General features: G+C 43.9%; 26 protein-coding genes and 1 riboswitch. Of the genes, 22 read left to right on the top strand and 4 right to left on the bottom strand.

Annotated features, from left to right (window positions below):
• Nucleotides 1-205 precede the first annotated feature (205 nt).
• The 13 genes from B9N86_RS21945 to B9N86_RS21885 all read left to right on the top strand — a co-directional run bounded on the left by B9N86_RS21945 (nucleotide 206) and on the right by B9N86_RS21885 (nucleotide 14726).
• Nucleotides 206-1513: a replication-associated recombination protein A gene (locus B9N86_RS21945; protein ID WP_208920623.1), complete on the top strand. Its 1308-nt coding sequence runs from the start codon at nucleotides 206-208 to the stop codon at nucleotides 1511-1513.
• 78 nt (nucleotides 1514-1591) lie between these two features.
• Entirely contained in the window at nucleotides 1592-1993 is a 402-nt protein-coding gene (gene crcB / locus B9N86_RS21940; protein WP_208915257.1) for a fluoride efflux transporter CrcB, read from the top strand.
• Nucleotides 1990-2346 carry a fluoride efflux transporter CrcB gene (gene crcB, locus B9N86_RS21935; protein WP_208915256.1) on the top strand — a complete coding sequence of 119 codons (357 nt, stop codon included), beginning with the start codon at nucleotides 1990-1992 and terminating at the stop codon, nucleotides 2344-2346. Before crcB (B9N86_RS21940) ends, crcB (B9N86_RS21935) begins: the two co-directional genes overlap by 4 nt.
• Before the next feature lie 48 nt (nucleotides 2347-2394).
• Nucleotides 2395-2925, top strand: a complete 531-nt coding sequence (locus B9N86_RS21930) for a PCYCGC motif-containing (lipo)protein (RefSeq protein WP_208915255.1) — start codon at nucleotides 2395-2397, stop codon at nucleotides 2923-2925.
• A gap of 110 nt (nucleotides 2926-3035) precedes the next feature.
• Nucleotides 3036-3214: riboswitch (cobalamin riboswitch) on the top strand.
• A 205-nt stretch (nucleotides 3215-3419) separates the two neighbouring features.
• Entirely contained in the window at nucleotides 3420-5642 is a 2223-nt protein-coding gene (locus tag B9N86_RS21925; protein WP_208915254.1) for an anaerobic ribonucleoside triphosphate reductase, read from the top strand.
• On the top strand, nucleotides 5639-6139 hold the full coding sequence (gene nrdG / locus B9N86_RS21920) for an anaerobic ribonucleoside-triphosphate reductase activating protein (protein ID WP_208915253.1): 501 nt from the start codon (nucleotides 5639-5641) through the stop codon (nucleotides 6137-6139). The genes B9N86_RS21925 and nrdG overlap by 4 nt, the downstream gene beginning before the upstream one ends.
• 351 nt (nucleotides 6140-6490) lie before the next feature.
• Entirely contained in the window at nucleotides 6491-7105 is a 615-nt protein-coding gene (locus B9N86_RS21915) for an RNA polymerase sigma factor (protein ID WP_208915252.1), read from the top strand.
• On the top strand, nucleotides 7011-8159 hold the full coding sequence (locus B9N86_RS21910) for a hypothetical protein (protein WP_208915251.1): 1149 nt from the start codon (nucleotides 7011-7013) through the stop codon (nucleotides 8157-8159). Before B9N86_RS21915 ends, B9N86_RS21910 begins: the two co-directional genes overlap by 95 nt.
• Before the next feature lie 296 nt (nucleotides 8160-8455).
• Nucleotides 8456-8569: a DUF3502 domain-containing protein gene (locus B9N86_RS30850; protein ID WP_342193113.1), complete on the top strand. Its 114-nt coding sequence runs from the start codon at nucleotides 8456-8458 to the stop codon at nucleotides 8567-8569.
• Nucleotides 8570-9247: 678 nt separating this feature from the next.
• The gene (locus B9N86_RS21900; protein ID WP_208915250.1) at nucleotides 9248-10960 is read left to right on the top strand and encodes an ABC transporter ATP-binding protein; all 1713 of its coding nucleotides are present in this window, start codon (nucleotides 9248-9250) and stop codon (nucleotides 10958-10960) included.
• A 988-nt stretch (nucleotides 10961-11948) separates the two neighbouring features.
• On the top strand, nucleotides 11949-12428 hold the full coding sequence (locus B9N86_RS21895) for a DUF6530 family protein (RefSeq protein WP_208915249.1): 480 nt from the start codon (nucleotides 11949-11951) through the stop codon (nucleotides 12426-12428).
• A 79-nt stretch (nucleotides 12429-12507) separates the two neighbouring features.
• Nucleotides 12508-13623, top strand: a complete 1116-nt coding sequence (locus B9N86_RS21890) for an AAA family ATPase (RefSeq protein ID WP_244562796.1) — start codon at nucleotides 12508-12510, stop codon at nucleotides 13621-13623.
• 38 nt (nucleotides 13624-13661) lie between these two features.
• Nucleotides 13662-14726, top strand: a complete 1065-nt coding sequence (locus tag B9N86_RS21885) for a vWA domain-containing protein (RefSeq protein WP_208915248.1) — start codon at nucleotides 13662-13664, stop codon at nucleotides 14724-14726.
• Nucleotides 14727-15189: 463 nt separating this feature from the next.
• Here B9N86_RS21885 and B9N86_RS30475 read toward each other — a convergent pair whose 3' ends face one another.
• Both B9N86_RS30475 and mnmA read right to left on the bottom strand, forming a co-directional pair.
• A complete protein-coding gene (locus B9N86_RS30475; protein WP_244562795.1) occupies nucleotides 15190-15546 on the bottom strand; it encodes a hypothetical protein in 357 nt (118 codons plus the stop codon).
• Between the two features lie 207 nt (nucleotides 15547-15753).
• Nucleotides 15754-16863 carry a tRNA 2-thiouridine(34) synthase MnmA gene (gene mnmA, locus B9N86_RS21875; RefSeq protein WP_208915247.1) on the bottom strand — a complete coding sequence of 370 codons (1110 nt, stop codon included), beginning with the start codon at nucleotides 16861-16863 and terminating at the stop codon, nucleotides 15754-15756.
• A gap of 281 nt (nucleotides 16864-17144) precedes the next feature.
• Between mnmA and cymR the strand changes: the two genes are divergently transcribed.
• Nucleotides 17145-17564 (top strand): cysteine metabolism transcriptional regulator CymR, encoded by a 420-nt coding sequence (gene cymR / locus B9N86_RS21870; protein ID WP_208915246.1) that lies wholly within the window; start codon nucleotides 17145-17147, stop codon nucleotides 17562-17564.
• Nucleotides 17565-17674: 110 nt separating this feature from the next.
• On the opposite strand, the gene B9N86_RS21865 is transcribed toward cymR, so the two are convergent.
• Nucleotides 17675-18349: a tyrosine-type recombinase/integrase gene (locus B9N86_RS21865; RefSeq protein ID WP_280175005.1), complete on the bottom strand. Its 675-nt coding sequence runs from the start codon at nucleotides 18347-18349 to the stop codon at nucleotides 17675-17677.
• A 193-nt stretch (nucleotides 18350-18542) separates the two neighbouring features.
• On the opposite strand from B9N86_RS21865, the gene B9N86_RS21860 reads away from it, so the two are divergent.
• Both B9N86_RS21860 and B9N86_RS21855 read left to right on the top strand, forming a co-directional pair.
• Entirely contained in the window at nucleotides 18543-19478 is a 936-nt protein-coding gene (locus B9N86_RS21860) for an ETEC_3214 domain-containing protein (RefSeq protein WP_208915245.1), read from the top strand.
• Nucleotides 19479-20092: 614 nt separating this feature from the next.
• Complete coding sequence (locus B9N86_RS21855; RefSeq protein WP_208915244.1) at nucleotides 20093-20308, top strand: helix-turn-helix domain-containing protein; 216 nt, start codon at nucleotides 20093-20095, stop codon at nucleotides 20306-20308.
• A 122-nt stretch (nucleotides 20309-20430) separates the two neighbouring features.
• Here the strand turns inward: B9N86_RS21855 and B9N86_RS21850 are convergent, their stop codons facing one another.
• Nucleotides 20431-20898: a hypothetical protein gene (locus tag B9N86_RS21850; protein ID WP_208915243.1), complete on the bottom strand. Its 468-nt coding sequence runs from the start codon at nucleotides 20896-20898 to the stop codon at nucleotides 20431-20433.
• A 583-nt stretch (nucleotides 20899-21481) separates the two neighbouring features.
• Between B9N86_RS21850 and B9N86_RS21845 the strand changes: the two genes are divergently transcribed.
• From B9N86_RS21845 to B9N86_RS21820, 6 genes are all read left to right on the top strand, one after another.
• The gene (locus B9N86_RS21845; RefSeq protein ID WP_208915242.1) at nucleotides 21482-21814 is read left to right on the top strand and encodes a DUF4064 domain-containing protein; all 333 of its coding nucleotides are present in this window, start codon (nucleotides 21482-21484) and stop codon (nucleotides 21812-21814) included.
• Between the two features lie 302 nt (nucleotides 21815-22116).
• On the top strand, nucleotides 22117-22389 hold the full coding sequence (locus tag B9N86_RS21840; protein ID WP_208915241.1) for a LexA family transcriptional regulator: 273 nt from the start codon (nucleotides 22117-22119) through the stop codon (nucleotides 22387-22389).
• A gap of 290 nt (nucleotides 22390-22679) precedes the next feature.
• Nucleotides 22680-23825: a cysteine desulfurase family protein gene (locus tag B9N86_RS21835; protein ID WP_208915240.1), complete on the top strand. Its 1146-nt coding sequence runs from the start codon at nucleotides 22680-22682 to the stop codon at nucleotides 23823-23825.
• Nucleotides 23826-23971: 146 nt separating this feature from the next.
• Nucleotides 23972-24493: a PRC-barrel domain-containing protein gene (locus tag B9N86_RS21830; protein WP_208915239.1), complete on the top strand. Its 522-nt coding sequence runs from the start codon at nucleotides 23972-23974 to the stop codon at nucleotides 24491-24493.
• A 12-nt stretch (nucleotides 24494-24505) separates the two neighbouring features.
• Entirely contained in the window at nucleotides 24506-24718 is a 213-nt protein-coding gene (locus B9N86_RS21825) for a hypothetical protein (RefSeq protein ID WP_208915238.1), read from the top strand.
• A gap of 179 nt (nucleotides 24719-24897) precedes the next feature.
• Nucleotides 24898-25965 (top strand): AI-2E family transporter, encoded by a 1068-nt coding sequence (locus tag B9N86_RS21820; protein WP_208915237.1) that lies wholly within the window; start codon nucleotides 24898-24900, stop codon nucleotides 25963-25965.
• The last annotated feature ends 246 nt before the right edge of the window (nucleotides 25966-26211 follow it).

Genomic DNA, 26211 nt, shown 5'->3' with positions numbered 1-26211 from the left:
AGTAAATATGTTTTGCTGCGCTATATAATGGAACCTGGGGTATATACAACCTTGGGTTCCTTTTCGTTGATCAGACCGAGTTGTCGGTAGGAATCGCCTTTCTGTACAAGGCGATAAATCGTAAGTGAATGAAAGATTGTGATATGATAAGAAAAGCAGATTACGAATCATGACAGCGTTATGATTCAAGCAAGGAAGTGTAATGATGGATTTATTCTCTTTCGGTCATGAAGAGGATCGCGATTCCCGGCTGCTAGCCGACCGGATGCGTCCTTCTAACCTGGATGAATATATTGGACAAGAACATATTGTAGGGCCGGGTAAGCTGCTTCGGCGTGCAATTGAAGCGGATCAGGTATCTTCTATTTTACTGTATGGTCCGCCCGGCTGCGGCAAAACAACGCTCGCTCATATCATTTCGAAGCATACCCAAGGGTCATTCGTACGGCTTAATGCAGTAGAAGCTTCTGTTAAGGATGTACGTGAAGTGATTGAGCAGGCGCAAAGCAACAAATCATTGTATGGAACAAAGACCATTCTGTTTCTGGATGAGGTACATCGGTTCAACAGCTCCCGTCAGGACGCGCTTCTACCCGCGGTTGAAAAGGGGACAATCATCTTTATTGGTGCCACTACGGAAAATCCGTTTCATTATGTGAATGGGGCTCTTATGAGCCGATCAACCTTGTTTCAGCTGCAGTCGCTGAATAAGGAACATTCCTGCATTGCTATGAAGCGTGCGCTCCAGGATAAGGATCGAGGGCTTGGCTTTATGCAACTTCAAGTGGATGAAGAGGCACTGGATCATATCGCTTCTATGGCGAACGGTGATATCCGCCGGGCCTTGAATGCCCTGGAATTGGCGGCAATGACGACACCTCCCCAATCGGATGGCACAGTTCATATTACACTCGAAGTTGCCGAGGAATCAATCAGGCGTCCAACCGTCCGGGCTGATGAATCAACCCAATATGATGTCTTGTCGGCTTTTCACAAAAGTATTCGCGGCTCCAGTGATGCTGCACTCTTCTGGTTTTTGTACGCCGTGGAGAAGCTTGGTATGGATCCGATGGTGTTCATTCGCCGTCTGATTGCGGCCAGCAGTGAGGATATCGGGCTTGCTAATCCGCAGGCGATGGTACAAGCTATCAGTGCACTAGAAGCTTACCGTAACAATGGTTGGCCTGAGGCCAAACTGAACATTGCGCAAGCGATTCTTTTTGCTGTGGAGAGCCCGAAATCCAATGCTGTTTACACCGCTATATCACGCGCTATGTCCGCCATGGAGGAGTTTAAATCGGCTGAGGTGCCGCTCCATTTACGCGATACTCATTATCAAGGTGCCGCCAAACTGGGACATGCGGGATACAAATATCCTCATGACTATCCAGGACATTATGTGAAGCAGGATTATTTACCGAAAGAACTTGCACGTCGGGTGTTTTATCAGGCGACAGAGCAGGGCAATGAGGCTAAAATATCCCATAACCAGCGTTTGCGCAGAGACGAGTAAAGGAATTCGAAACACTTGATTCATTGAATGAAGTGCATGTTGTACATCTTGAATGTTACGGTAAGGAAGGGAAATCGTATGGGAAAGAACCTGCTCTTTGTGGGTGCGGGAGGGTTCGGTGGCACATTACTCCGCTATGGTCTGGATGAGATAATACCTGCTCCACTAAACGGCTTTCCGGCAGCTATCCTGTTCATCAACCTGGCGGGATGCCTGTTTCTAGGCTGGTTTTTGACTTACTGCTTATCTTCCTCAAATATCTCTGCACAGGTTCGTCTGTTCATCGGCACCGGGTTTACGGGGGCGTTTACGACATTCTCAACCTTTACAGTGGATACAGTCAGGTTAATCGGTAACGGTCAGGACGCAGTCGCCGTGATCTATGTAATCGTAAGCGTTGTTGGCGGTCTGCTCATGTCCTGTATCGGTGTTTGGCTGGGACGGAAGATGTCTTCGAAGCGAGAAGGTGCGGCAGTGTGATTTTGTGGATAGGATTAGGCGGGATTGCGGGAGCAGTTTCCCGTTATTGCGTTGGTGTTTGGCTTGGAAAAAAAGCACAGGGGACATTCCCGTGGGCTACGCTTCTCGTAAATTTGGCCGGTTCCATCATACTTGGACTTCTTGCCGGTTATTCGGATCGTCTTCCTGAAGCCGTTTACAGAATGCTCGGGACCGGCTTTTGTGGGGCTTTTACCACATTTTCAACCTTTGGTTATGAAGCGGTCACCTTGGCAGGAAACAAGAGATACATACAAGCATTCTCATATGTTCTTATATCGGTTATGTTGGGTCTTGCAGGGGCATGGACAGGAATCTATATAGCGGCTCAGTGAAATAATCGATAAAGGAATTTTGTGGCCATTATGGGGAGGAAATGAATAATGTATAAACGTAAATTTGCAGTATTGATGCTGTCTGCAGGTCTGTTGCTGGGTGGTTGCGGCGCTGAGAAGGCACAAGAGCCGGCAGAGAGTAATCAAGGAACTGAAACGGTTCACGAACATGGTTCACAAAAGAAGCTTGCTAATGGAGATCTTCAAGAAGTTACAGCGTCTGCGAAGGAACTGCCAACGTTCTTGGACGGTAAAAGCGATGAGATGCGCACTATATATGCACTCGCAGCTCAGGAGAAAGATGTGCTTACCTGGATTCCATGCTACTGCGGCTGCGGTGAAAGTGCAGGGCACGAGAGCAATCTGAACTGTTTCATCAATGAGGTTAAAGAAGACGGCAGCATTGTGTGGGATGATCACGGCACACGCTGTGGTGTTTGTCTGGAAATCGCAGTAGAATCAGCTAAGATGGACAGTGAAGGAAAAAGTTTGACTGAAATCCGAAAGCACATTGACGAAAAGTATAAGACGGGTTACGCGAAACCGACTCCTACCCCAATGCCGACAGAAGCGAATTAATTTCCTACAATTTATCGACGCCATGTGGTGCACGCCCTCTCCAGAAGTTTTCACCTGTGATTAATGTTACAGTTAAAATCTATATGTTGTTATATTGTTTGATGTAACAACTACATATAGTGCTTGATGGTCGATCGGATATGTCCGGTCTTAAAAGGGAATCCGGTGAAAATCCGAAGCGGTCCCGCCACTGTAACAGCTTCTCGAGGCGAACATTTAAGAAACAATCTCGTTTTCTACGCCAGTTCGTGAACTGAAGTCAGATACCTGCCATTAAGACAACACGGTGTGCCTACGGTTGATAGGGAAGTGTTTCGAATGGAAGGGTTGTCTGGTCCGTTTTTATTTGACTGGATTAAACGGTTCTTTATGAAGCATGTATTCCGCAGACACTTGCGGTAGCATGCTTCTTTTATTGTTCACTTCGATTGTACCGCACACCGTGAAGGGTTGATTAATACGCCTGTATAGGTATTTGCATAGGAGGAATCGTGATGAAGGTGATTAAAAGGGACGGAACATGTGTGGCGTTTGAAGTTACACGGATTATGAGTGCGGTGAATAAGGTTTTTGAGGCTACTGAAGGAACTTCCAGATATGAGGCATCGTCCAGGATCGGTACATTGGTGGAAGCTGAGACGGTTGGCTTGGAGCAAATGTCTGTGGAAGAAATACAGGACCTTGTCATACTTTTTTTGAATAAAACCGGGTATAGACAAGCAGCTGAAGCTTATACAGAGTACCGTGAGGCACGTGACAGGGAACGCATGAAGCGTGGGGAACTGTACAAGATCAGCAGTGATGTTATCGGCGTTAAGGATCTGGATCTGCTTCGGGAAAATGCCAATTTAAACGGTGAATCTTTCAGTGGAAAAATGAGCCGGATCGGATCGGAATATGCCAAGTGGATGGCGACTGGCTTTATGCTGCCGAAACCGTTGAATGAGGCGGTAAAAAACGGATATGTATATGTGCATGACTTGGATCAATATGCACTGGGAACGACCAATTGCATTTTCATTCCATTTGATCGGCTGCTAGAAAACGGCTTTAATACGGGCAACGGTTCGGTCCGTCCTCCACAGAGCATCATGACCGCTATGGCACTGGTAGCCATCATATTTCAGTCTCAGCAGAACAGCCAATTCGGTGGGGTCTCAGGTAATAAAATAGATTGGGATTTGGCGCCCTACGTGGGTAAGTCCTTCCGTAAGCATTTTCGAAAAGGGCTTTCTTATTTCAACGAAGGCGAATTGAACCAAGGAAAAGAGATTTCGGATTTGGAGATGCATATAGATAATCACTCGCTTGAAGAGAATTATCCCCGTACATATATGTTTGCTTATGAAGAGACCGTAAACGAAACGAAGCAGGCCGCGGAATCTCTGATCCATAATTTGAATACGATGAGCAGCCGGGCAGGGGGACAAATTCCGTTTACCTCGTTAAATTACGGGATGTGTACCTCTACCGAGGGTAGACTGGTTTCTCATTCACTTCTCGACGCTACAATGAGAGGACTTGGACGCGGAGAGACACCGATATTCCCGCAGCATATTTTTCAATGTAAAAACGGGATAAATCAGGTGGAAGGTGATCCGAACTATGATCTGTTCCTTAAAGCGGTAGAATGCTCCAGCCGCCGGTTGTATCCGAATTTTGTAAATGTGGACGCATCATTCAATCTCCCTTATTACCGGCCGGAGGATCCCGATACGATCATTGCAACCATGGGATGCCGTACGAGAACGATCTCGGACCGATTCGGCAGAAACCGGTTGAGCGGGAAGGGCAATTTGTCTTTTAACACGATCAACCTGGTACGGCTTGGGATTGAGCATGGTGTAGTAATGGATCAGCGAGAGGAACCGGATTTAACCGGATTTTTCGAAAGTTTGGAGCGATATATGAAGGTTGCTGTGGAAGGATTGATCCACCGGTATGAAATTCAAGCCAAGCAGCCGGCAAAAGCGTCTGATTTTATGATGCGCGAAGGGGTCTGGGAAGGCGGGGAGAAGCTCGCCCCAGACGATGCGGTCGCAGAACTTATTAAACACGGATCGCTGGCACTCGGTTTTATCGGTCTAGCAGAGTGTTTGAAAGCTTTAACAGGACAACATCATGGCGAAGACGAGATGGTCAGAAAGATGGCGCTCGATATCGTTGGAAGGATGCGTGCTTACTGTGATGCCATGAGCGAGCAGTATGATTTGAATATTACGCTTTTTGCCACTCCAGCAGAAGGTCTGTCCGGAAAATTCACAAAGTTGGATCGAACCACATTTGGCAGTATACCGGGTGTAACCGACCGGGAGTACTACACGAATTCATTTCATATTCCTGTATATTTTCCAGCCGCTGCTTTTCAAAAGATTCAATGGGAAGCACCATTCCATAAGCTGTGTAATGCGGGTGCGATCTCGTATGTGGAGCTGGACGGCAACGCACGGCAAAATACAGCTGCATTCCGGAATATAGTCCAATTTGCGCTTAAACAAGACATTGGTTATTTTTCCGTTAATCATCCATTGGATCGGTGTCCTGTCTGTGATTACGAAGGAATCATCGGTGCATCTTGCCCTGAATGCGGGGTTGAGGAGGACAAGGTGCTGTTCCATCGTCTACGCAGAGTAACGGGTTATTTAACAGGCAACTATACGGAGCGGTTCAATTCAGCCAAACAGGCTGAAGTTAAGGATCGGGTCAAACACCGATGAACATCTGCGGCTATATACCGGAAAGCATTAATGAAGGCCAGGGAGTCCGTGCGGTTCTGTTTGTTAGTGGCTGCCGCCACGCCTGTCCCGGGTGTTTCAATACGGCTTCTTGGGATTTTGAAGCCGGGGAACCATTCACTGATGAGTTGAAAACTCGAATTCTGGAGGAAATTGCATGTAATCCATTGCTGGAAGGAGTTACGTTGTGCGGTGGAGATCCCTTTTTCTCAGCGGAGGAATGCATTAGTTTTCTGTCTGACTTCCGAGAGTGCTGTCCTGATAAAAATGTATGGGCTTATACAGGTTTTACCTTTGAGGCGGTTATGAGACAGCCGAAGCTAAGGCAGCTGGCGCTTCTGTGTGATGTTATAGTTGACGGTAAGTTTATTCAACAGGAGAGGGATACTTCATTATCATTTCGTGGAAGTCGGAACCAGCGTCTGGTGAATGTCGCATTAAGTGTGAAGAAAGGCTGCGTGGTGGAAGTTTCTCTATGATGGAGAGGCTGAAAATAATAAAAAGGCATGCCCTTCAGGTTACTTGAACCTGTAAGGGGCATGCCTCTTTCGTATGTTTTAGCCCTTAGTTAAAATCTAAGAAAGACGGTTAGGAACGCTGGTCCTTAATAATGCCAGAGAACAAACTCGCTTGGTCAGTGAATGGTTGATGCATAGAAACACCGGGATTACCGGTGTTTTTTCTTCGGCTATCAACCGCTTATGGTCATTGGACGGTCAATAACTTATGCTCGAAACAGGATTATTTTAATCGTTTTTAATAAATTTGTGAACCAAGTGCAAGGTGATGACAATGTATAGTTGAATGATCATTCGGAAAGGAGAACCTCATTGGATATCGATGAATTCAGCAATCTTGTGAATATGCACGGAAAAGCCGTCTACGGGTTTTGTTACCGCTTAGCCGGAAATAAAGCGGATGCGGATGATCTGTATCAGGAAACGTTTCTAAAGGCGATGGAGATGCTCCACAAATTGGACGCCAATCACAATCCGAAGTCATTTCTGATCTCCATTGCCATCCGCTTGCGCAAAAACCATCGCCGGAAATGGGCCCGGAGGCAAAGGATAATGCCCAGCGTTGAGCTCAAAGAGGGTGTGGACAAGTTCTACGGGGGAGAAGAGGCTGGGAAACCGGAGGAAGCGGCGCTATCTGGCGAGCTCAGCCGCATTATCCGTGCAGCCGCAGACAACCTGAACGATAGGTTGAGAATTCCGCTTTATTTGTACTATACCGCAGACATGTCCGTTGTAGAAATTGCGGAGATGCTGAAGATTCCCAAGGGAACCGTAAAAAGCAGACTATTTCTAGCGCGTAAAGCCATGAAAAAGCAATTGGAGGTTGAATCAGATGAAGGAATCCGAGGAGTGGGACCATCTGCTAAAAAATGCTCTGGCTTCCGAGAAGGAGCCGGAAGAGATTCTGAACCAAGCCATCATCCGTAAATATAAGGAGAGAGGAAGAATGAGACACGCTAAACGAAAAAAGCTTACCGTTGGGATAATAGTTGCTTCAGTCACGCTCGCCCTGTCCATGACGGCTTTTGCAGCTGCGCAACTATTTAACGCCAACCAAGTGGCAGAGCATTTGAATGAGAGGAAGTTGGCCCAAGCCTTTGATAGCCGTGATGCGATCGAAATCAACCAGTCTGCTGATGCCAACGATTACCGTTTTACCCTCCATGGAATCGTTTCAGGAGCGGGACTCAAGGAATTGGCGAATGGTGCGGAGGGCTTCAATGCCGACCGAACTTATGCCGTCGTTTCCATCGCGAGACAAGATGGCTCTGCCATGCCGTCGACGGCGGATCCGGAATACGGTAAGGAAGCGTTTTTTGTTTCACCGCTTATTAAAGGTCAGAAGCCTTGGGCAGTTAATATCGTGACGATGAATGGCGGCTACAGTGAATTTGTGGCTGATGGCATTATGTACAGGTTGATCGAATGCGACGATATAGAAATGTTTGCGGACAGAGGAGTGTATCTGGCGATCGCCAGCGGCACAAGTTTCTATAGCAATGATGCCTTTGCTTTTCAAGAAAACACAGGCAGTATTCTTCCCAAAGCCGATTATGATGGAGCCGCCCTTTTGTTTGATCTGCCTTTGGACCCAACCAAGTCGGACCGTGCCAAGGCGGATGCTTATCTTCGTGAATTGACGGATGAATCTGCAACGGAAACGGCATTAGCTTCCGCTATGTCCAGTGACAAGACTGAATCGGAATTGGCGGATGAAATCGAAGATATGAAAAGGAAAATACCGGAAGGCACGCTCATTCCCGAATCTGTCATAGAAGTGACTCTGAAAGAGGGAGGCAATATTTTTTATGAGTATAACGATTGGAGCGTGACAATTCCCGTACAGCAGTTGTTCTTGGAAGGGCAGACGGGATATTCCGAGAGCGTCCATTTCAGCGGGGATGGAGCAGAGTATAAAGCGCTTCAATTCTATAGAGATGAGAAGGGCGTTATTACTGGAAGAATAACGATTTTGCCATAGGTATGCAGGATATACGGCTGTCAACTCAAAAAACGTAAGCGTTACACAGGAAGCTCACAAGCTGACACCGGATCTAATCGGGGTCAGCTTGTTGGCTTTTCGGATTAAGATGGCGTAGGAAAATAATCTGTTTGCTCTCTATGGTGTCGAAGGCAAGGATTACGAGATTGTGGATGGAAGAATCACTAAGCTGACCCCTAGCGAATTCTTCTATGAATGGATGTTTAGAAACCAAAATTACCAATTGTTCGGGCCGGATGTAGCACAAGAGTCCATCGATAATACGTACCGGTTTTGTGGATTTTGAAACCGAATATCCGAAGGCCATTCAGAAACTAAAAGCAGCCGGCATTGATGAATACGTAACGGAGATCCAGCGTCAGTTAGATGAGTTTTTGGCTGGTAAATAGTAAATATGTAGAAGGAAGCTGTGCTCATAAACGATGAAAAAGGGTGGGACGATTGTGGCAACTAAAAGCGCTATCGTCCCATTTTTGATGAGGGAGCTCGTAATACCATAGAGATCATGTATGGAAAACCTTGAAGCTTGCGACATTCGCGGCTTTTTTTCTTTTAATTCGTTCATGTACTATAGGGTTTGATTCTCGGGTGCGAGTAGTCGTTCTTCCTCTTGGGCTTTAAGAATTGCGATATATGATGACGTCTCCGATTACGGCGAATGTGAGTCCGATTTTGGCTAATTCCAATGAAGTTAAGTCCTTTTGACAAGGAGCTATTTTGGAACAAAACATGGAGGTAACATATGGTAACATTATAACGAATTGTATTCCATTATGGACTAGACATAATAGAGAGGGCGAAAATTGTGGTCTCAAATGTAATTGCTTTTATCGTAATAACTGGCTGCCGTATAGATTTCACAGAAAAGAAGTCGCCATAGGGAGTTAGTTGAAAATTTCGCAATTTCATCTTGATAATGACAATCATTATCATTAATATAAAATGGTATTGTAATTTATTCTGCCTATGATTCAATACAATATAGATGCCCTAAGGGGAAGGAGCGTAACAACACTGCGTCACGTCTACCATGTTAAGAAAATGTATGTTTAGGAGAGAGGAAAAGAATGCTTAGAAGGTTTTTCTCGTATTATCGTCCGCATCGAAGGTTATTTATTATTGATTTTACTTGCGCCGTCTTCGTCGCGATCCTGGAATTGGCGTTTCCCGTAGCTGTTCAATCTTTTATCGATAAGCTTTTACCCACCGGGAATTGGTCGATGATCATAACGGTCAGTATCAGTCTGCTGCTCTTTTACATACTAAGCTCGTTCATGCAGTATATCGTCAATTATTGGGGGCACAAGCTTGGCCTTAATATCGAGACCGATATGAGACAAGAGCTATTTCAGCAGTATCAGCGTCAATCCTTCAAGTTCTATAACGATCGCAAGACAGGGCATCTGATGAGCCGGATTACGAACGACCTGATGGATATCGGCGAATTGGCGCATCATGGTCCGGAGGATTTATTCATTGCCATTATGACATTCTTTGGTACCTTCTTCATCATGCTGCAAATTAATGTTCAATTGGCTCTGATCTCAATCTTCATCTTCCCGTTCCTGTTAATATTGATTCTGTTCACGAATATGAGGATGAATAAAGCTTGGAAGAGAATGTATGCGGAAGTGGCGGAAGTTAACGCACGCGTGGAAGACAGCGTATCTGGTGTTCGAGTTGTGCAATCTTTTACGAACGAAAAGCACGAGGTTTCACTGTTCACCAAAAACAATCTTAAGTTCAGATCGGCCAAGCTTCAAGGTTACAAGGTCATGTCATTCAGTTTGTCAGGCGTCTACATTCTCACGCGTTTAATAACGTTGCTCGTATTGATCTATGGCGCATGGATGGTATACCAAGGAACGCTTACGAATGGGGAACTGGTCGCCTTCATCTTATACGTCAACATTCTCTTTAAGCCCGTCGATAAGATCGCGGCGCTGATGGAGATGTATCCGAAAGGAATGGCCGGCTTCAAACGGTTCACGGAAATGATGGACCTCGAGCCGGATGTGCAAAATGCCAAAAACGCCAAGGCTGTATCCTCCCTGCGGGGCGATATCCGGTTCGATAACGTCAGCTTCGCTTACAATGATAAACAGAACGTGCTGGATTCCATATCTTTCGAAGTAAATGCAGGGGAAACCGTAGCCTTCGTCGGACCTTCCGGGGCTGGAAAAACCACGATCTCGCAGCTGATTCCGAGATTCTATGACGTAACTGGGGGAAGCCTTACTATAGACGGGATCGATGTGCGCGAGATGACCAAAGAATCTTTGCGTGCACAGATCGGAATCGTACAGCAGGATGTTTTCTTATTTACGGGTACGTTAAGGGAGAATATTGCTTATGGCAAGCTAAGCGCGACTGAAGAAGAAATCCTGGAAGCTGCGCATAAAGCCAACTTAACCGAGATGATCAGGCAACTGCCGGATGGACTCGATACTCAGATCGGTGAGAGAGGGTTGAAGCTATCTGGTGGACAGAAACAAAGGATTTCCATCGCCAGAACGTTCTTAAAGAATCCGACGATCTTGATCCTGGATGAAGCCACTTCTGCGCTGGATACCGAGACGGAGATGATCATTCAGGAGGCGTTGTCTGAATTAGCAGTAAATCGGACGACAATCATTATCGCCCATCGTTTATCTACGATTAAGAAAGCGGATCGTATCTATGTCGTAACGAACGAAGGCATCGCAGAAGAAGGCAACCATCAAGAATTAATCAATCAGGACGGGATCTTCGCCAGACTGCATGCTGCACAATTTCATTAATTTATAGCTGAGAATCAGTAAATACTAGAGGCAGTCGATGAATTGAATCGGCTGCCTTCTGAAACCAGGGTCAATCTTCCGACAACGATATCCCGGCCCCGTAACTACGCCGGAGAGCGAGAACCATCTACAGCCTGCGTTTGACGCGTTTACGGAGGATATCCATGTCAACATCAATTTGATGCGCAAAAAAAAATGCAACGTTTTTCTCCAGCTTCGATGTTGGTGTTGGAATAAGCGCATTTACACTTGTGAAATAAGGTGCGTTCCAATGGGACCTCATATAGTTATTTTCGCTAGTTTTTTAGTCTAGAACATGATTCATAGTTTTTGCATAACATAAACCAACTAACTCTTTGTACCATACAGGAGGAGGCTGTGATGCTGATTGAACAGACGAACTAATAAGAATAAATGGAGCTCTGTACTCCGGAGTCTCGATCTCATCACAGCAACCTTGCTACTTAATGGACAAGTTACGATTACAGGGGTTTTTCTTCAAACGGGTGGCGCCTTTTCCCTATCTTTGTCTGGGCCAATAACCGGGGGATTTCAAAACGTTTCCGGATATACATCTGATTTTAGAAAGTTCCTAAAACATAAAAATAAGAAAGGTTGATGGATATGGCATTAACCGAATCACCAACGAGTAAAACACCAAAAGGGATTGCTTTCATTGTGGGTGTGTAAGCTCCGCTTATCAAAGGGCTAAATTGTTTTAATTAATTTAAAGAAGTATCTCCTTAACATGGAAATACTTCTTTTTTTATTGATTTTAATCAAGTTACCAACTACAGCTAGTCTACAAAATTCAAACAACCTTGTGCGTTTTTTTCGAATACGTTTGTAGGACGGAGCACTTTCCACGACGTAACTATTTACAACAAAATAAATATTGGTCTATAATATAAATAGACAAATATTTATTTTGTTTGTTATTTTCGTCGAAGTGTTGTTTTGGATTCAATAAATGAAAAGAGGAGAAACTATGAAAATACCTGCTTCTACGAATCATAAACCTGTTATTATTTCGGAAAACTATGGGGATGTGGATGGGCGATTCGCTAACAACACAGATGTAAAAGCTCTATCTTTGGGATTGACCCAGTGGAACGGGGAAGGTATGGCTAATGTTGCCGCCAAAATATGGAGAAACACAGAGGAACAAGGGTCCGGACAATCGGAAGAGATACCTATCCATCGAATTCTGGATTTGTCCATTCTCTTTTGCAGTGCTTTGACGCATTTTACTGAGGCCTATAGATACGAACATTTATATGATCCGCAGAATCCTGTGCTCGACCGGATTGGACTGCAAGGGAATGCCATGACGGTGGCCGTTTGTACGGATAATAATGAGATTAATGAGGATATCAAGCAGTTCAACGAAGCATTGAGCGATAACGGTGAGATGATTGGAGAGCGTCTGCGAACATTATCAAGAACATTAAAAGAAATGGGATATTAATGAAAGATACGAAGCCGTCAACGGGGAGATGGAGCGATTCTCCTGCTACTGTGTTGACAGAGTTTGGAGGTGAGAGGTCATGAAAGACCTGAATGACCATGAACAATATGTATTGTCTCCTGCGAGAAAATTGACTGATGATGAAAGAGATCTCGTCTGGAAAAAGCCATTAACGCATAAAGTGAGCGAGGAAGAACGGCGAATTTGTAATGAAATCAAGCGTAATTGGGAGCGCGGCGAATTGAAAATTGCCAATATCCTATTAGAGGGAGATGCCGGCTCCGGAAAAACACAACTGGCCAAAGCCATGTCTGCTAACTTCAGGCTGCCCTATACGAAAGTGACCTGTTTTGCTGATATGGATAAATCGGATATCATCGGAGCCATTTTACCGGTTATTTCACCTGATCGAATGAAGAATATGGAGTCTGCAGACCAAGCTGCCCTGAAAGCATTATACGAGAGTGATGGCTTTCAAAGCTCGACTGCGATATTAATGGAAGCGTTGGGGATTACACAGGAAATGGCTTCCGCAAAGATGAAACAATTATTGAAACTGGCTGCGGATAACGCCCAGGATGAAGCTGTTGAGTATCGTTTTTACGCTTCCGAGATCGTCAGGGCCTTTCAAAAAGGCTATCTGCTGGAAATTCAGGAACCAAACGTGATTCGAGATGCTGCCGTATTGATGGCACTGAATTCTGCATTGGAGCTGGATGGCAGTCTTAATCTTCCAACGGAAATCGTGCACAGGCATCCGGACTTTATAGCGGTAATTACGGCAAACCGCAATTATGCGGGTTCTCGACCGCTTAACGAGGCGCTGCGTGACAGGGTTCAGCATACGGAGAAGATGGATCTGCCGACTAAGGAGATTATGATTGAGCGCGCAATGGCCAAAATCGGCTACGGAAATGATGAAATGCTGGACGTTCTGGCAAACATCATTATTCTATTGGACCAAACAGCCCGGGCAAATGCCATTAAAGGTGTGGCCGGTATGCGTTCCTATTTCTATTGGGCGGATGCCGTTGCTCAGGGGGCTTCTGCAAGAGAATCCCTTTATCATAAAGTGATCTACAAGATAACAACCGATTCGGAAGAAATCAAACTGCTGGAAGATGCGTTTAAAGACCAAGGTTTGTTAGAAATTTTAGATGAAGTCCCGGTTGAATTAAAAAAAAACGAAATTTAGATGCAGTGGAGATCACAACAGGGGAAAGTAGTATAGACATGGATTCGATTCATGATAAGCAAGCTGAGGAAGATGGTACCCTGTTAAAAAAGTCCGCTGAAAGCGACGACAGCACATCCATCCATTCAGATGATTACGCGGATATGGAGAGTACGGATTCGGGCGAGAACGGATCACCGAGGTATCATATCGCCAATCTGGAACCCATGTCGGAGGAGGAGAAGCAAAAGGAAAGGGACTTCCGCAAAAAGCTGAATAAGGTCTCTAGGGAAATCGTGTCCGATTCTATTCATCAGGCTGTTAAGCTGATCGTTCATCGTCCTGAATACGATCCGAACCATCAGGAGGAATATTTGAGTCTGAGTAGGGAGCTTATGCCCGTCGTACGCGAAATAGCCAGAAAAACGCTGCCGCTGTTACAGCATGAGGTAACCGCGGAATTTGCCAGGAACCATTACTATGGTTCTAAATTTCAGGCAGACAGTGTGGCCTACCGTGATTTCAGGTATTTTGCCAAGAAACGTCCCCCGACGGAATCCCCTGGTCTTGTGGTCGGTTTAAGGGTGGATGAATCAGCATCGATGGCTGGTTTCGGAAGGTTGGAAGCGGCTAAGCGTGCAGTCATCGCGGTCTATGAATTTTGCCAAATATGCAATATTCCGATTCTAATCTATGGGGATACTGCTGATGTTTCCCGATTGGAACAGATGTCCATCTTCGCTTATGCCGATTATGACAAAACGGATTTCCGTGATCGGTTCAGGCTGATGGGAATTCGGGCTAGAAGCAATAATCGGGATGGAATGGTTCTAAGAATTATGGCAGAACGGTTAGCTGCTTCCCCGAAACAAACCAAGCTGTTAATGAGCATAAGCGACGGTCAGCCCAAAGCCATGGAAGACTATACCGGAAGTCTTGCCATTCAAGACATGCAGCAGACGATAGCCGAATACGAAAGAAAAGGTATAAAATTTCTGGCAGCAGCCATCGGTCAAGACAAAGATGTCATTAGTCAGATCTATGGAGGTGAGAGATTTCTGGATATTACCAATCTAAATGAGCTGCCTTCGAAATTAGTTCGCATCATTTCTCGATATTTATGATAATTCATCAAGTAGACCCGGTGAATCTACAGCCACAGCTCACGTGTCATTATTGCACGTGAGCTTTTTCAATGTACGCCCAGCATGGGCGTCATCTTTAGGGTGAAAGTCCCGAAAGGGGGCTGGCGAGCGCCTACCGTAGCTAAGGGCAAGGGTGTCCGTCGTGAGGCGGAATCTGAAGGAAGCCGGATGCAAATGCACGGGCCAAAGTATACGAACTGGGTTTGAGGCAGGGTTACTCGGATTTTTCTAAAATTTACGATTATAAATTAAGAGCTTATTTCAATGAGCGCATTCGTGGTTTAAGTCATGAATATCTACAGTTGCTAGAACCCCAGAGTCAGCCACAGTCAATAGTCGGGACAGGTGAGCGATTCGCTTATCTTTCGTTGGCGTTCCCGGCATGCCTCGGTTTTGAGTTGACAAGCACGGCTGCAGGAGAAACAATGCTCCTGAATGCGGTTCAAACGAGAAATGCGACGAATACGAGCAGGAAAACCCCAGTTTCGACCAAGCCGGTTCTACTGTCCAATCCAGTCCATTTGGCGACATACCCGGGAAAGAACAACAACTGCAGCCCGCATGCCCCGGACGAAACGGAATTCGTCAGCAGAATTTTGCGGATGAAAATTTCTCCTACCGACGTTATGGCTCCATTTGGTTTCATATTTACAACTGCCAAAACCATACTTTTCACTGCCGTTTGGTGCCAATTTTGCGTATTTTTTTCGGTCAGCAAAAAAATAGCGGTTGTTTTCTTGGTATACCCAAGGAAACAACCGCCATCCATGTTAACGTTATTGCGTCTTGATAAAGGCATTTTTTTCCTTCAGACTTGTCGCTATAAGACGCGCGCCAGCGTTCTGCCAATTGTAGCAGGTGCGCAGCGACATAAGCTGGGCTTAGCTGTAGGACATCAATATGGCCGCCCCAAAACCGAGCGAGCAAACAATTACGCCGAGACCGGCCAGCAATAGCTGAACGTTTCTTGCATTTTGCCTGTCAATAACGGCAAAGCCGTTTACGCTTAATAGGGTACTTTCTCTGCATATTCGATCGTTCCGCCGCCAAGGCATTCCTCACCTTGATAAAACACAACGGCTTGTCCGGGTGTAATGGCTTTTTGTGGTTGATGGAAAGCTACATGAAGTGTTCCGTCTTCTCTTGGAGTTACGGTAACCTGCTGATCCGGTTGACGGTAGCGGAATTTCGCTACGCAGGTGAAGGAATCATTGGGCATAGCTTCCTTACCCGCAATCCAGTTGATTCCGGAAGCGATTAAGCCAGTGGAATACAGACTCGGATGATCTCCTTGTACAACATACAGTACATTGGATTTCAAATCTTTATCGGCAACAAACCATGGCTCACCGGAACCTGAACCACCAATGCCGAGTCCTTGGCGCTGTCCCAGGGTATAATACATTAAGCCGTCGTGACGGCCTTTGACTTCACCCGTAACAACATCCACCATATCTCCGCCCTGTGCCGGTAGATAGTGGCCTAGGAATTCTTTGAAATTACGCTCGCCGATAAAGCAAACGCCGGTGCTGTCCTTCTTCTTGGCGGTATAAAGACCGGCTTCCTCAGCGAGACGGCGTACTTCCGGCTTAGGCAGATGGCCGATCGGAAACATCGCTTTGGATAGCTGCTCCTGATTCAGTGCATTCAGGAAATAAGTTTGGTCTTTGTTGTTATCTACTCCGCGAAGGAGATGGAATTTCCCGTCTTCCTCAACAACACGTGCATAGTGTCCTGTGGCAACATAATCGGCCCCTAGATCCATAGCTTTGTTTAAGAATTCACCGAATTTAATTTCCCGGTTGCACATGACATCCGGATTCGGTGTTCTACCGGCCTTATATTCATCAAGAAAATAGGAAAATACTTTATCAAAGTATTCCTTTTCAAAATTGACGGTATAGTAAGGGATATCGAGTTGCTCACATACACGGCGGACATCTTCCGCGTCCGCTTCGGCCGTGCAGTAGCCGAGTTCATCGGTGTCGTCCCAGTTTTTCATAAAGATGCCGATCACTTCATAACCCTGCTGTTTCAGCAGCAGTGCTGTTACGGAGGAATCGACTCCCCCGGACATGCCGACAACGATACGGGTGTTTTGTTTATCTTTTGACATCGTTATCACCATTTTCGTATTGAATTGTGCCCATGGACGTATTTTATCACAACCAGGCTTACTTCACACGCCCGGTTTTGTCCACCTAAGGAGAACATTTTTAAAAAATAACCATGGATTATTACCCATAGGGGCTGTGCTTATGTTACCATATGCACAGGGGATTGATCGGAATAGAGAGATTATATGACATAACGTAAAATTACAGCCCATTTTCCGCCTCAAACCAACAAAACAGATGAGAAATATCATATATACTAATTTCGAGAGAGGTGTCACCTTTGAAGATTTCAACTAAAGGAAGGTACGGATTAACGATTATGATGGAGCTGGCTGCCAGATTTGGCGAAGGGCCGACTTCCCTTAAAAGCATAGCTGAGAAAAATCAATTGTCCGAGCATTATTTGGAGCAGTTAATTGCTCCGCTTCGTAATGCGGGCTTGGTAAAGAGTATTCGTGGTGCCTATGGCGGATATATTCTATCTCGCGAGCCTGTTAGTATTACAGCGGGTGATGTGATACGTGTACTGGAGGGTCCGATTTCTCCTGTAGATTTCACGGAAGAAGATGATCCGGCCAAACGCGATCTATGGCTGCGAATCCGCGATAGCATCGCTGAGGTGCTTGATTCCACTACCCTTGATAATCTGATCAACTACCAGGAACAGTCCGCTGCGGACAATTACATGTTCTACATTTAAGTTTAAAATCGGCTGATCGATCAATTAACCCATGTGTATCAAGGGATATCTGATTTTTATTTTTGTGATATCCCTTGATAAAATCACGAAAAAATCACATTTTCTGCAGACTACTCTGGCTTAACGTCAATTTTGAGGATATCGGCAAAATGATTTTGAATTTTTTGATCTGCATCTTGTTTCATCTTTTCAGTTACATGCGTATAAATCTGCAGGGTTGTTTTTTCATTATCGTGGCCGACACGATCCATGATTGTTTTTAGGTCAACGCCAGCCTCAGCGAGCATGCTAACGTGGGTGTGTCCAAATATATGCGGAGTCGCTTTTTTCTTTATATCTGTGATTTTTAAAATAGCTTTCATCCGAAGACGAATCGCTTGAGCGTTAAATGGATATCCGTCATCATTGCGGAAAAGGAACCCTTTATCGTGATAACCTGGATATAAAAGTTTTTGTTCATTTTTTAGCTTATTCATTCGAACATTATGTACCTGTAGCATCTGCATCACCATGGGGTCTACAGAAACCGTTCGTATAGAGCCTGTCGTCTTAGGAGGCGTAAGAAGATAATTTCTCATATTATCACTATCCATCGTTTTGGTGATTCTGACATTGTTATTTTCGAAATCTAAATCGGTGTGCTCGTTCAGAGAGCATAATTCTCCGGATCTCATCCCACTAAAGGCTAGCAGATAAAAAATCTCCTTATCTTGGGGCTTACCATGGTTTATGGCCGCTTTCAGAAATTCGGATAATTCTGACCGTGTAAGGTATTTCTCTTCGATAATTGTCCCAGAGCGAATAATATAGAGACAATAGATTAACTTGATAAATGGCGAGGGGCCTTTTGATTAAAGCGAAAGGCTCTTCTATCTTTACTTAACGAAATATATTTAATAGGAGATGGAGTTAATAAGAAAGGTCCTAAGTCGCATACATTATATATATTGCTTTATTTTGATAGAAATAGTTATACCTATGTTGAAATGGCTATGGTTAAAAAAATCAAAAATATTAAATCTAGTATCAATAATAATTGCAATACTAGGTGTTGGATTACTCCAAATTTTCAAGCCTTATATTATGGATATTTCATTTATTAGAGAAAGAACTTATGAAGATAAAATTGAGAAAATTAAAGTTGGCTATTCTAGAAAATATGTTGAAGGTCTAATGGGGGTACCAGAAAGAGAAAACATTCTAAGATGGACAGACTCTAAAGCCAATACATACATAATCACAAGAACTGACTATATTAAAGAAGATTATTTATATTCATTATACTTCAAACAAGACGAAAGTTTACTGGGTTATGGCTTAGTTTCGAAGAATAAGAACTTTAACCCGAGATTACCCTTTAAAGGTGCGCCACGTCTTTTAAAACAACAGCAAGATGACTACATATTGAATAGAGGTGAAACTAGGTTCACTATATTCAATATAGGTGGCACTCGGAATGATGTGTCTGACTTTGAAATGGATTTCGACTATGGACATTTATTTACTGGTGGTTTGATTGTTGGATATGGTGTCTCTGAACTTGGATATCAACATACAGATAATGTTTTATTTGATTATATAAGTAATTACTTATTCAAAGCACCTAACGTCGACAGCTTCTACAATTCTGGAACACATTATAATTTACTTGGATATTACATAAGAACATTTCGCCAATTTACTGAAGATGAAAATAAAAAAGGAGTAATACCTGATCCACAAAACGAATACAGAAAAAGCTTATCTCCCAATGCAGTTTTTGTTTTTGATGGACATGCCATGGATGAATACGAATCTTCAGTTTTAGATTCCTTTGATACCGCATTTGAATTTATTATAGAACAATTTAGATTCGGATTTTTATATACTCGGATTGAACTTTTCGATGAAAAACTAATTTATTCTGATCCTTAAAAGTCAGTGTGGACAGATAAATGTACTATATTTAGGCCTATTATGTATTTAGGAGTTATTATGGAGTCACCTAAAAGTGGAAAGGGAGCCTCGTTAAAGATCCGTTTTTTCTTATAAACCAAGACCCTACCGGCTAATGCAGGCAGGGTCTATTTTGTTTACCATGCTGTAATAACTATACCTATTGTAATTAAGCTGATTACGATCGATACAACGGAAATCCACAAAGTTAATCGGTTCATTTTGGATGCGTTAATATGATCAGCTCCTTTGTGATATGATTAAGGAAAGAAGAACGACATCTTAGATTTCACCAACCCTTTAGAAAGCCCCTTGTGGGGCTCCCTTCCGGGTCGTCTGATTAGCGAACCAGAGCGGTGATGAGGGTGATGATCGAGACAATCAAGCTGATGATTGCAGTCATTAGCATGATCTTTACAGTCCGTTCATCGCGTCGTTCTTCTTTTCTCGTCTTTCGCATTTTTTCTTTCACCTCCTTATACTCTTATTATACAACGAATATCGTTGATCATCAACTAAAATAGTTGAAATAATTAACTAATATCGTTGATGTTTTTTATGTGTTGGGGTATATTAAATATGAGGTGAGTAAAATGTTGTATCTAAAATTGGAAGAACACATGAGTGAAAAGCGTATTAACACTCGGCAATTAAGCGAAATGACCGGGATACGCTGGAACACCGTTGATGATATGGTCAAGAACAAATCGAAGCACTGGTCTCCCGAAAATTTGGAGAAGGTTATGCTTGCTTTAGAGATCAGCAGTATTTCAGACTTGATTGAATACAAAAAAGACCCTATCGATTAAGGGTCTTTTGTTTTATCGTAATTGTATCAACCGGCTTAAATAATCTATATCTTCAAGAGGTAAATAAAGAACATAAAGAAAGACCCTACCATCATTTCTGGTAGGGTCTTCGCTTAATTAAATTAATTCGTTTTTGTAAACTGGATTGTGTAAGGTTCGTTATAATTGTTTATGCCGTTATCCATTATTCTGAAGTAAACTTTTTCACCTGGCTTAGCGTTCCAACTAGTCGCTTCCGGGTATCCTTTTCCATTATAATTATCCATGCTGATGGACAAGATTTCATCGTTTGCATTCATCTTAATAATACCCATAACAATATCGAAATTAGCTGGTGGAGTTGCTATAACAGTGTACGTGATTTCAGATGAACCTTGTGTGTTATCAACCACGTAGTAGTCGTTATCAGACATACTGTCCAAATACATTGTTGAACTGTAGTAAGGGTTTTGTATAACGCTTGAGTACATTACTGCCGCTGTTTGCGGTGTGTCAGCCCAGCCGGTAGCTGCAGATGCTGAACTTGCTCCAAAGGCCATTATACAAGCAGTTAATGCGACGGATACTGAGAACTTTTTCAACCTTTTCATATTTCAAAACCTCCCAATTATAATAGAATCCATAGTAGATCCTATTTAATGTGATTTATGAAATATCAAGATGTGGTAGAAATATCAGTACAGGTCGGCCAACCTGATTAAAACATAACATGACCAATATTTTAAGTATATAGGAGTTTTGGATTATATAGTAATAATTTGTATAATGCTGGGTATCAATTTTTGTTGAAATATAGTTTTATATGTCGAAAGGATAAAATATTCTTAACCAACTATTTTTTCATTATCGTAACTGTATCAACCGGCTCACATGATCTATATCCGTAAGAGGTATATAAACCACTTCATTATCATTCCTCAGCTTCACCCGATCCGTGATTGCCTCCGGTATTCACTGTAATACTTCTCCGTTATTCAAGCGGATCGTTACAGACTGCTGCTTCTGCTTGGCTATCTTTAGTTCATTCATAATGCAAACACCTCACATACATAATCATTCAAATTTCTATATACATCTTAGTAATCCCTTTTATAGATACACGAGATTAATTGCTTGGAATATATAGGAATTTGCTGTATAGTACAATTGTACCAATATTAAGGGGGAAGAAACATGTTTGCTATGGGTCTAATTGCAGGTATTTTCGGTATTATTGCAGCGATATTCGCTATTTTTGTTGGGGGAGTGGACGCGGCTTTCTCATCTGACGGAACTTCTAGCATTTTTGGCCTAGGTGTTTCAGCTATGTTGTTTAGTATTCTTGGTATCGTCGGAGCGGCAATGTCCAAGCCAAAACCGAAAGTTGCTGGCGTGTTGATGGTGATTAGCGGTATTGCAGGTTTTATCAGTATCTCATTCTTCTACATACTATCTGGAATTCTCTTTATAATCGGCGGATTCATGGGTATCTTGGGTAAAAAGGAATTGAGTAAAAAAACAGCATAGAGACTTGGGGCTCGGAGGAAACTCCGGGCTTTTTTTATGAATTTTTACTTGTTACAAGAACTGATCCTTGGTTATAACACAAACAAACGTTCTTATTTTGGAGGCGAACATGGTGGATAAATACATCGGTAGAATCGTCGAAATAATCTATATAGATCGTAATGGAAAGATCACACAGCGGCGAATTGAAGTACTTGGGGTTAAGGATGGGCGAGTGAGGGCAAGGTGCTTAACATCTAATGCACCAAGAGTATTTAGGTTAGATAACATTCTTGCTACAAGACCGGCAGGGGGTGGCCGTAATGCTTCCTGATCTAGAACGCAAGCTACTTCGGATCCTGGTCAATTATCCTGCTCATCGTCGGATAATGCCTACAATGAAATTGATTGAGCAAATGACGGGGCGTTCAGTCCAAGACATTACTCAAGGGTTAAAAACGTTAGAAGGGAAAGGATACCTCCTTTGGCAAGACGAGAACACAACTCAGAGCATAGTTGTCATGAAGGATAGTGAGGACGTTCCACAGCTACCGAGAGATAAAGGTAGTAATATAGATTATTGGACATTTTATTAACCCAATAAACCTGTCAGTTCAAAAGCCGACAGGTTTATTTTCGTTGTAAGAAAGGGTATAAAATAATATACTAAATGATACAACGTTTGTACCTATCAGCAGCAGGCTTGCTGTGGGTTGTCTCAACATAAAAATCACGTAAAAAATCACAAAGTCGGCGAAACACCGCGAAAGAGCACGTGACTTATATAGGATATGGTACGAAAAAATCCGCAGAAAACAAGGTGAATGAATAATGACGAAAGCCAGCGAAAATACAACCAAGATGTTCTACATTTAGGTGAAGAGATATGAAATCCATATATTTAGACCACGCCGCTTCATCGCCGGTTCATCCGGAAGTAGCGGAAGAGATGATGCGCGTTATGACAAGCCAATATGGCAATGCTTCTAGTGTTCATTCCTACGGGAGAGAAGCTAAAAGAAAGGTTAGCGGGTCGCGGGATGAGATTGCGGCCCTTTTGGGGTGTTTCCCGGACGAGCTGGTGTTTACGGCTGGCGGAACAGAGAGTGATAATCTGGCGATTTTTGGTACTCTGGAAGGACTTGGGCTTCAGGGCAAACATGTTATTACATCTGCGATTGAGCACCATGCGGTGCTTCATACTTGTGAAGAGCTTGAGAAGAGAGGCTGTGAAGTCACTTACGTGCCTGTAGACAGTGAAGGTCGCGTTTCCGTGGAGGAGATTGCCAGGGCAATTCAGGGCAATACTGTCCTGATTACGATTATGTTTGGCAACAATGAAGTGGGAACCGTTCAACCGATCCGGGAGATTGGTGAGCTTGCTCACAGCAAAGGAATACTTTTTCACACGGACGCTGTTCAAGCACTGGGCTCCGAGTTTATTTCCTGTAAGGAATTTCCCGTGGATCTCTGGAGCTTCTCCGCCCATAAGATTAATGGTCCCCAAGGGATCGGTGCTCTTGTAGTGAAACGGGGTACTCCGTTATCCCCAAGGCTGTTCGGAGGACTTCAGGAGAAAAAACGGCGGGCTGGAACTGAAAATATGGCCGGTATAGCCGGGTTTGCAAAAGCTGTGCAATTGGCCGTACAAGGACTGGATGAGCGGAGAGCTCATTATATCAAATTGCGTGAGACGCTTATTGAAGGACTTCGTCATGAAATCGGACAGGATGCCTTTGTTGTGAATGGACACCCTGAATTTTATATGCCTCAAATTTTAAATATCAGCTTCCCTGAAATCAGTACAGAGACGTTGCTGATGAACTTGGATATGGAAGGAATTGCTGCAGCTAGCGGCTCTGCCTGCACTTCAGGTTCTCTGGAAATATCCCATGTACTCCAGGCAATGAAGCTTTCTGAAAATGTTTTGCGTTCCGCGATTCGTTTTAGTTTTGGTTTGGGTAATACTACTCAAGAAATGGAGTATACAGCTCAAAAAATTGGAACCATCCTAAAACGGCTGCGTAAATAAATGCTAAGGGATTTCTCCTTCATGGATTAGGGGGTATGAGTTCTTCCATTTCATCCTTTGAAGACGGTCACGGTTCAACAGGGAATTGCGTTATAACCGAAGTCCGTTTTCCAAATGATTATAGGGTGAGGAGGTGTCCGTGCATCATGAAACTCCAAGAAATGATTGGACTGGCTGTATTCGACGTGGAGAGTGGCAAGGAAATTGGCAAAATCCACGATTTTATACTAGATAAAAATTGGTTAATCACCGGGCTGGAGCTCGAAGGCAAAGCACTTTTTTCCTCTCATGTGAAAACCGTCTCATGGGCAGATATTGCAGCTTATGGAGAAGACGCTGTAATGATCCGAAGTGAAAAGGCTGTTCAAAAAACGGGCGCCGATGATATACCGTTTACGTACCTTTTGGGCCGGCGGAAATTGAAAGAGATGCAGGTACTGACAGAGGACGGCGTTTTGCTCGGACGCATCTCTGATGTTTATTTTGAGCAAGAACAGGGCAATACAATACTAGGATTGGAAATTTCCGACGGTTTTGTATCAGATTTGATTGAAGGTCGCAAATGGCTGCCTTGTACAACGGAAATGGCGATCGGAGAAAATGCTGTCATGGTGCCTCCGATGAGCGAACAGCGTCTGGAAAAAGCCATTAATTCTGTGAACGGATAGGGTGAGGATAGGATGAAATGTCCAAATTGTAGTTCTAAGGATATTGGGAAGATTGGTTCCCATCAATTTTACTGTTGGGGCTGCTTTATCGAACTGACAGTCAATGGAGAGAAGATGTCTGTCTACCAGGTTGAGGAAGACGGCACGCTTAGCTCGCTGGATGATTTGTTTTTCGGTGAAGAATTCCAGCAAGATTTCCCTTCACATATGCACGCATCGAACTAATTTTGCGTACATATAAGTGAGCAATGTAAGAGACTCTCGCTTCCTGCCGACTGGCGGGACGAGAGTCTTTTTTGAATTCAAGACGGTATAAGCTGTGTTTGCGCAAGAATGTAAGATTAATTTAGGGAGCTCGTACATATACTTACAGGGTAAGTTAGTCCGAAAGGAGAGATTGCCCTGTGGAACAACTGACGGCGAATAAGTGGTTCCGTTTCTTGATCTGGCTGCTGCTCGGACTTATCGCCCTCTACTTTGTATGGCTCCTGCGGCCGTTGTTTCTGGACATTTACCGTTTTTTGAAGGCGGTGCTGGCCCCGTTTTTGGTGGCTATGATCATATCTTATGTGCTGAATCCTATCGTATGCATGCTGTCGGATCGCAAGGTTCCGAGGAGCATCGCTGTACTTCTAATATATGCTGTTTTCCTGACCTGTTTAGCCGTTATTCTGATCAATATGATTCCGATGCTGATCCGGCAGCTCGAAGAACTTAATGAACATCTGCCTGAGTTTACGATGCATGCCCAAAGTTTGATGACGAATCTGGATAGCAAGCTGCTTCCTCCTGGTATCCGAACGGGAATGAACAGCTGGTTTTTTCATATGGAAACGCGGCTGGCTGACGGGATATCGGGCTTTATGGACAATATCGGGACTACGATCAACATGTTGTTTAATGTGTTTATCATTCCTTTTCTGATCTTTTACATATTAAAAGACTTTGAGGTGTTCCAGCGGACGGCAGTATCCTATCTGCCCCGCAGCCGGAGGAAATCCATCGTTACTCTGATTAAGGAAATTGACACCGCGCTCGGCAATTATGTTCGTGGACAATTTCTAGTCTGCCTTATCATTGGGGTGTTCGCATATATCGGTTATATGGTGATTGGCATGCCTTATGCGCTTCTGTTCGCCAGCATTGTTGCCATATTTAATATTGTGCCTTACCTGGGTCCATTTCTGGGAGCGGCGCCTGCACTTTTGATGGCTTCAACGATATCTTGGAAAATGGTGCTTCTTGTCGCGACAGTAAACTTGATCTGCCAGCTGCTGGAGAGCAACGTCATTTCTCCTCAGGTGGTCGGACGCAAACTACATCTGCATCCGCTCTTGATCATTTTTGCCCTCCTTGTTGGCGGCCAGGTCGCCGGTACGGTAGGCCTCATTCTGGCGGTTCCTGTTTTCGCGGTAATGAAGGTATTACTGCAGCATTTTTTCGCATATTACGTAAGACGTAAAAGTGGCTGATTTACTTGACTCTGACATGCATTGACAGATAGTTTAGGCATCGATATACTTGAAAATATTAGAGTCCATATGATTTGAAATCGATGAGGAAATAAAGTAGGCTGGTGCTTCTTTCCCAGAGAACAGGTTCCTTCGGAATTACATTTCCGGGTGGCTGTGAGAACCTGAAAGCGTCGCGAGCCGAAAAGCTGATTTCCGAGTGTGAGACAAACTCACCGGGTGGCGCCCGTTATCAAGTCGATACAA

This window comes from Paenibacillus uliginis N3/975 (assembly GCF_900177425.1).
In the GTDB taxonomy this organism is placed as follows: Bacteria; Bacillota; Bacilli; order Paenibacillales; family Paenibacillaceae; genus Paenibacillus_AQ; species Paenibacillus_AQ uliginis.
This window is presented reverse-complemented; position numbering and strand designations above follow the sequence as displayed.

What these genes read in the sequence shown, in the direction of transcription:
- B9N86_RS21900 (WP_208915250.1), top strand. Translation starts at nt 9,248, where the DNA reads ATGCTTAGAAGGTTTTTCTCGTATTATCGTCCGCATCGAAGGTTATTT.
- mnmA (WP_208915247.1), bottom strand. Translation starts at nt 16,863, where the DNA reads ATGTCAAAAGATAAACAAAACACCCGTATCGTTGTCGGCATGTCCGGG.
- B9N86_RS21925 (WP_208915254.1), top strand. Translation starts at nt 3,420, where the DNA reads ATGAAGGTGATTAAAAGGGACGGAACATGTGTGGCGTTTGAAGTTACA.
- B9N86_RS21835 (WP_208915240.1), top strand. Translation starts at nt 22,680, where the DNA reads ATGAAATCCATATATTTAGACCACGCCGCTTCATCGCCGGTTCATCCG.
- B9N86_RS21860 (WP_208915245.1), top strand. Translation starts at nt 18,543, where the DNA reads ATGTTGAAATGGCTATGGTTAAAAAAATCAAAAATATTAAATCTAGTA.
- nrdG (WP_208915253.1), top strand. Translation starts at nt 5,639, where the DNA reads ATGAACATCTGCGGCTATATACCGGAAAGCATTAATGAAGGCCAGGGA.
- B9N86_RS21850 (WP_208915243.1), bottom strand. Translation starts at nt 20,898, where the DNA reads ATGAAAAGGTTGAAAAAGTTCTCAGTATCCGTCGCATTAACTGCTTGT.
- B9N86_RS21840 (WP_208915241.1), top strand. Translation starts at nt 22,117, where the DNA reads ATGCTTCCTGATCTAGAACGCAAGCTACTTCGGATCCTGGTCAATTAT.
- B9N86_RS30475 (WP_244562795.1), bottom strand. Translation starts at nt 15,546, where the DNA reads ATGCCTTTATCAAGACGCAATAACGTTAACATGGATGGCGGTTGTTTC.
- B9N86_RS21910 (WP_208915251.1), top strand. Translation starts at nt 7,011, where the DNA reads ATGAAGGAATCCGAGGAGTGGGACCATCTGCTAAAAAATGCTCTGGCT.
- B9N86_RS21945 (WP_208920623.1), top strand. Translation starts at nt 206, where the DNA reads ATGGATTTATTCTCTTTCGGTCATGAAGAGGATCGCGATTCCCGGCTG.
- B9N86_RS21895 (WP_208915249.1), top strand. Translation starts at nt 11,949, where the DNA reads ATGAAAATACCTGCTTCTACGAATCATAAACCTGTTATTATTTCGGAA.
- B9N86_RS21845 (WP_208915242.1), top strand. Translation starts at nt 21,482, where the DNA reads ATGTTTGCTATGGGTCTAATTGCAGGTATTTTCGGTATTATTGCAGCG.
- B9N86_RS21825 (WP_208915238.1), top strand. Translation starts at nt 24,506, where the DNA reads ATGAAATGTCCAAATTGTAGTTCTAAGGATATTGGGAAGATTGGTTCC.
- B9N86_RS21930 (WP_208915255.1), top strand. Translation starts at nt 2,395, where the DNA reads ATGTATAAACGTAAATTTGCAGTATTGATGCTGTCTGCAGGTCTGTTG.
- crcB (WP_208915257.1), top strand. Translation starts at nt 1,592, where the DNA reads ATGGGAAAGAACCTGCTCTTTGTGGGTGCGGGAGGGTTCGGTGGCACA.
- B9N86_RS21885 (WP_208915248.1), top strand. Translation starts at nt 13,662, where the DNA reads ATGGATTCGATTCATGATAAGCAAGCTGAGGAAGATGGTACCCTGTTA.
- B9N86_RS21890 (WP_244562796.1), top strand. Translation starts at nt 12,508, where the DNA reads ATGAAAGACCTGAATGACCATGAACAATATGTATTGTCTCCTGCGAGA.
- B9N86_RS21855 (WP_208915244.1), top strand. Translation starts at nt 20,093, where the DNA reads ATGTTGTATCTAAAATTGGAAGAACACATGAGTGAAAAGCGTATTAAC.
- B9N86_RS21830 (WP_208915239.1), top strand. Translation starts at nt 23,972, where the DNA reads ATGAAACTCCAAGAAATGATTGGACTGGCTGTATTCGACGTGGAGAGT.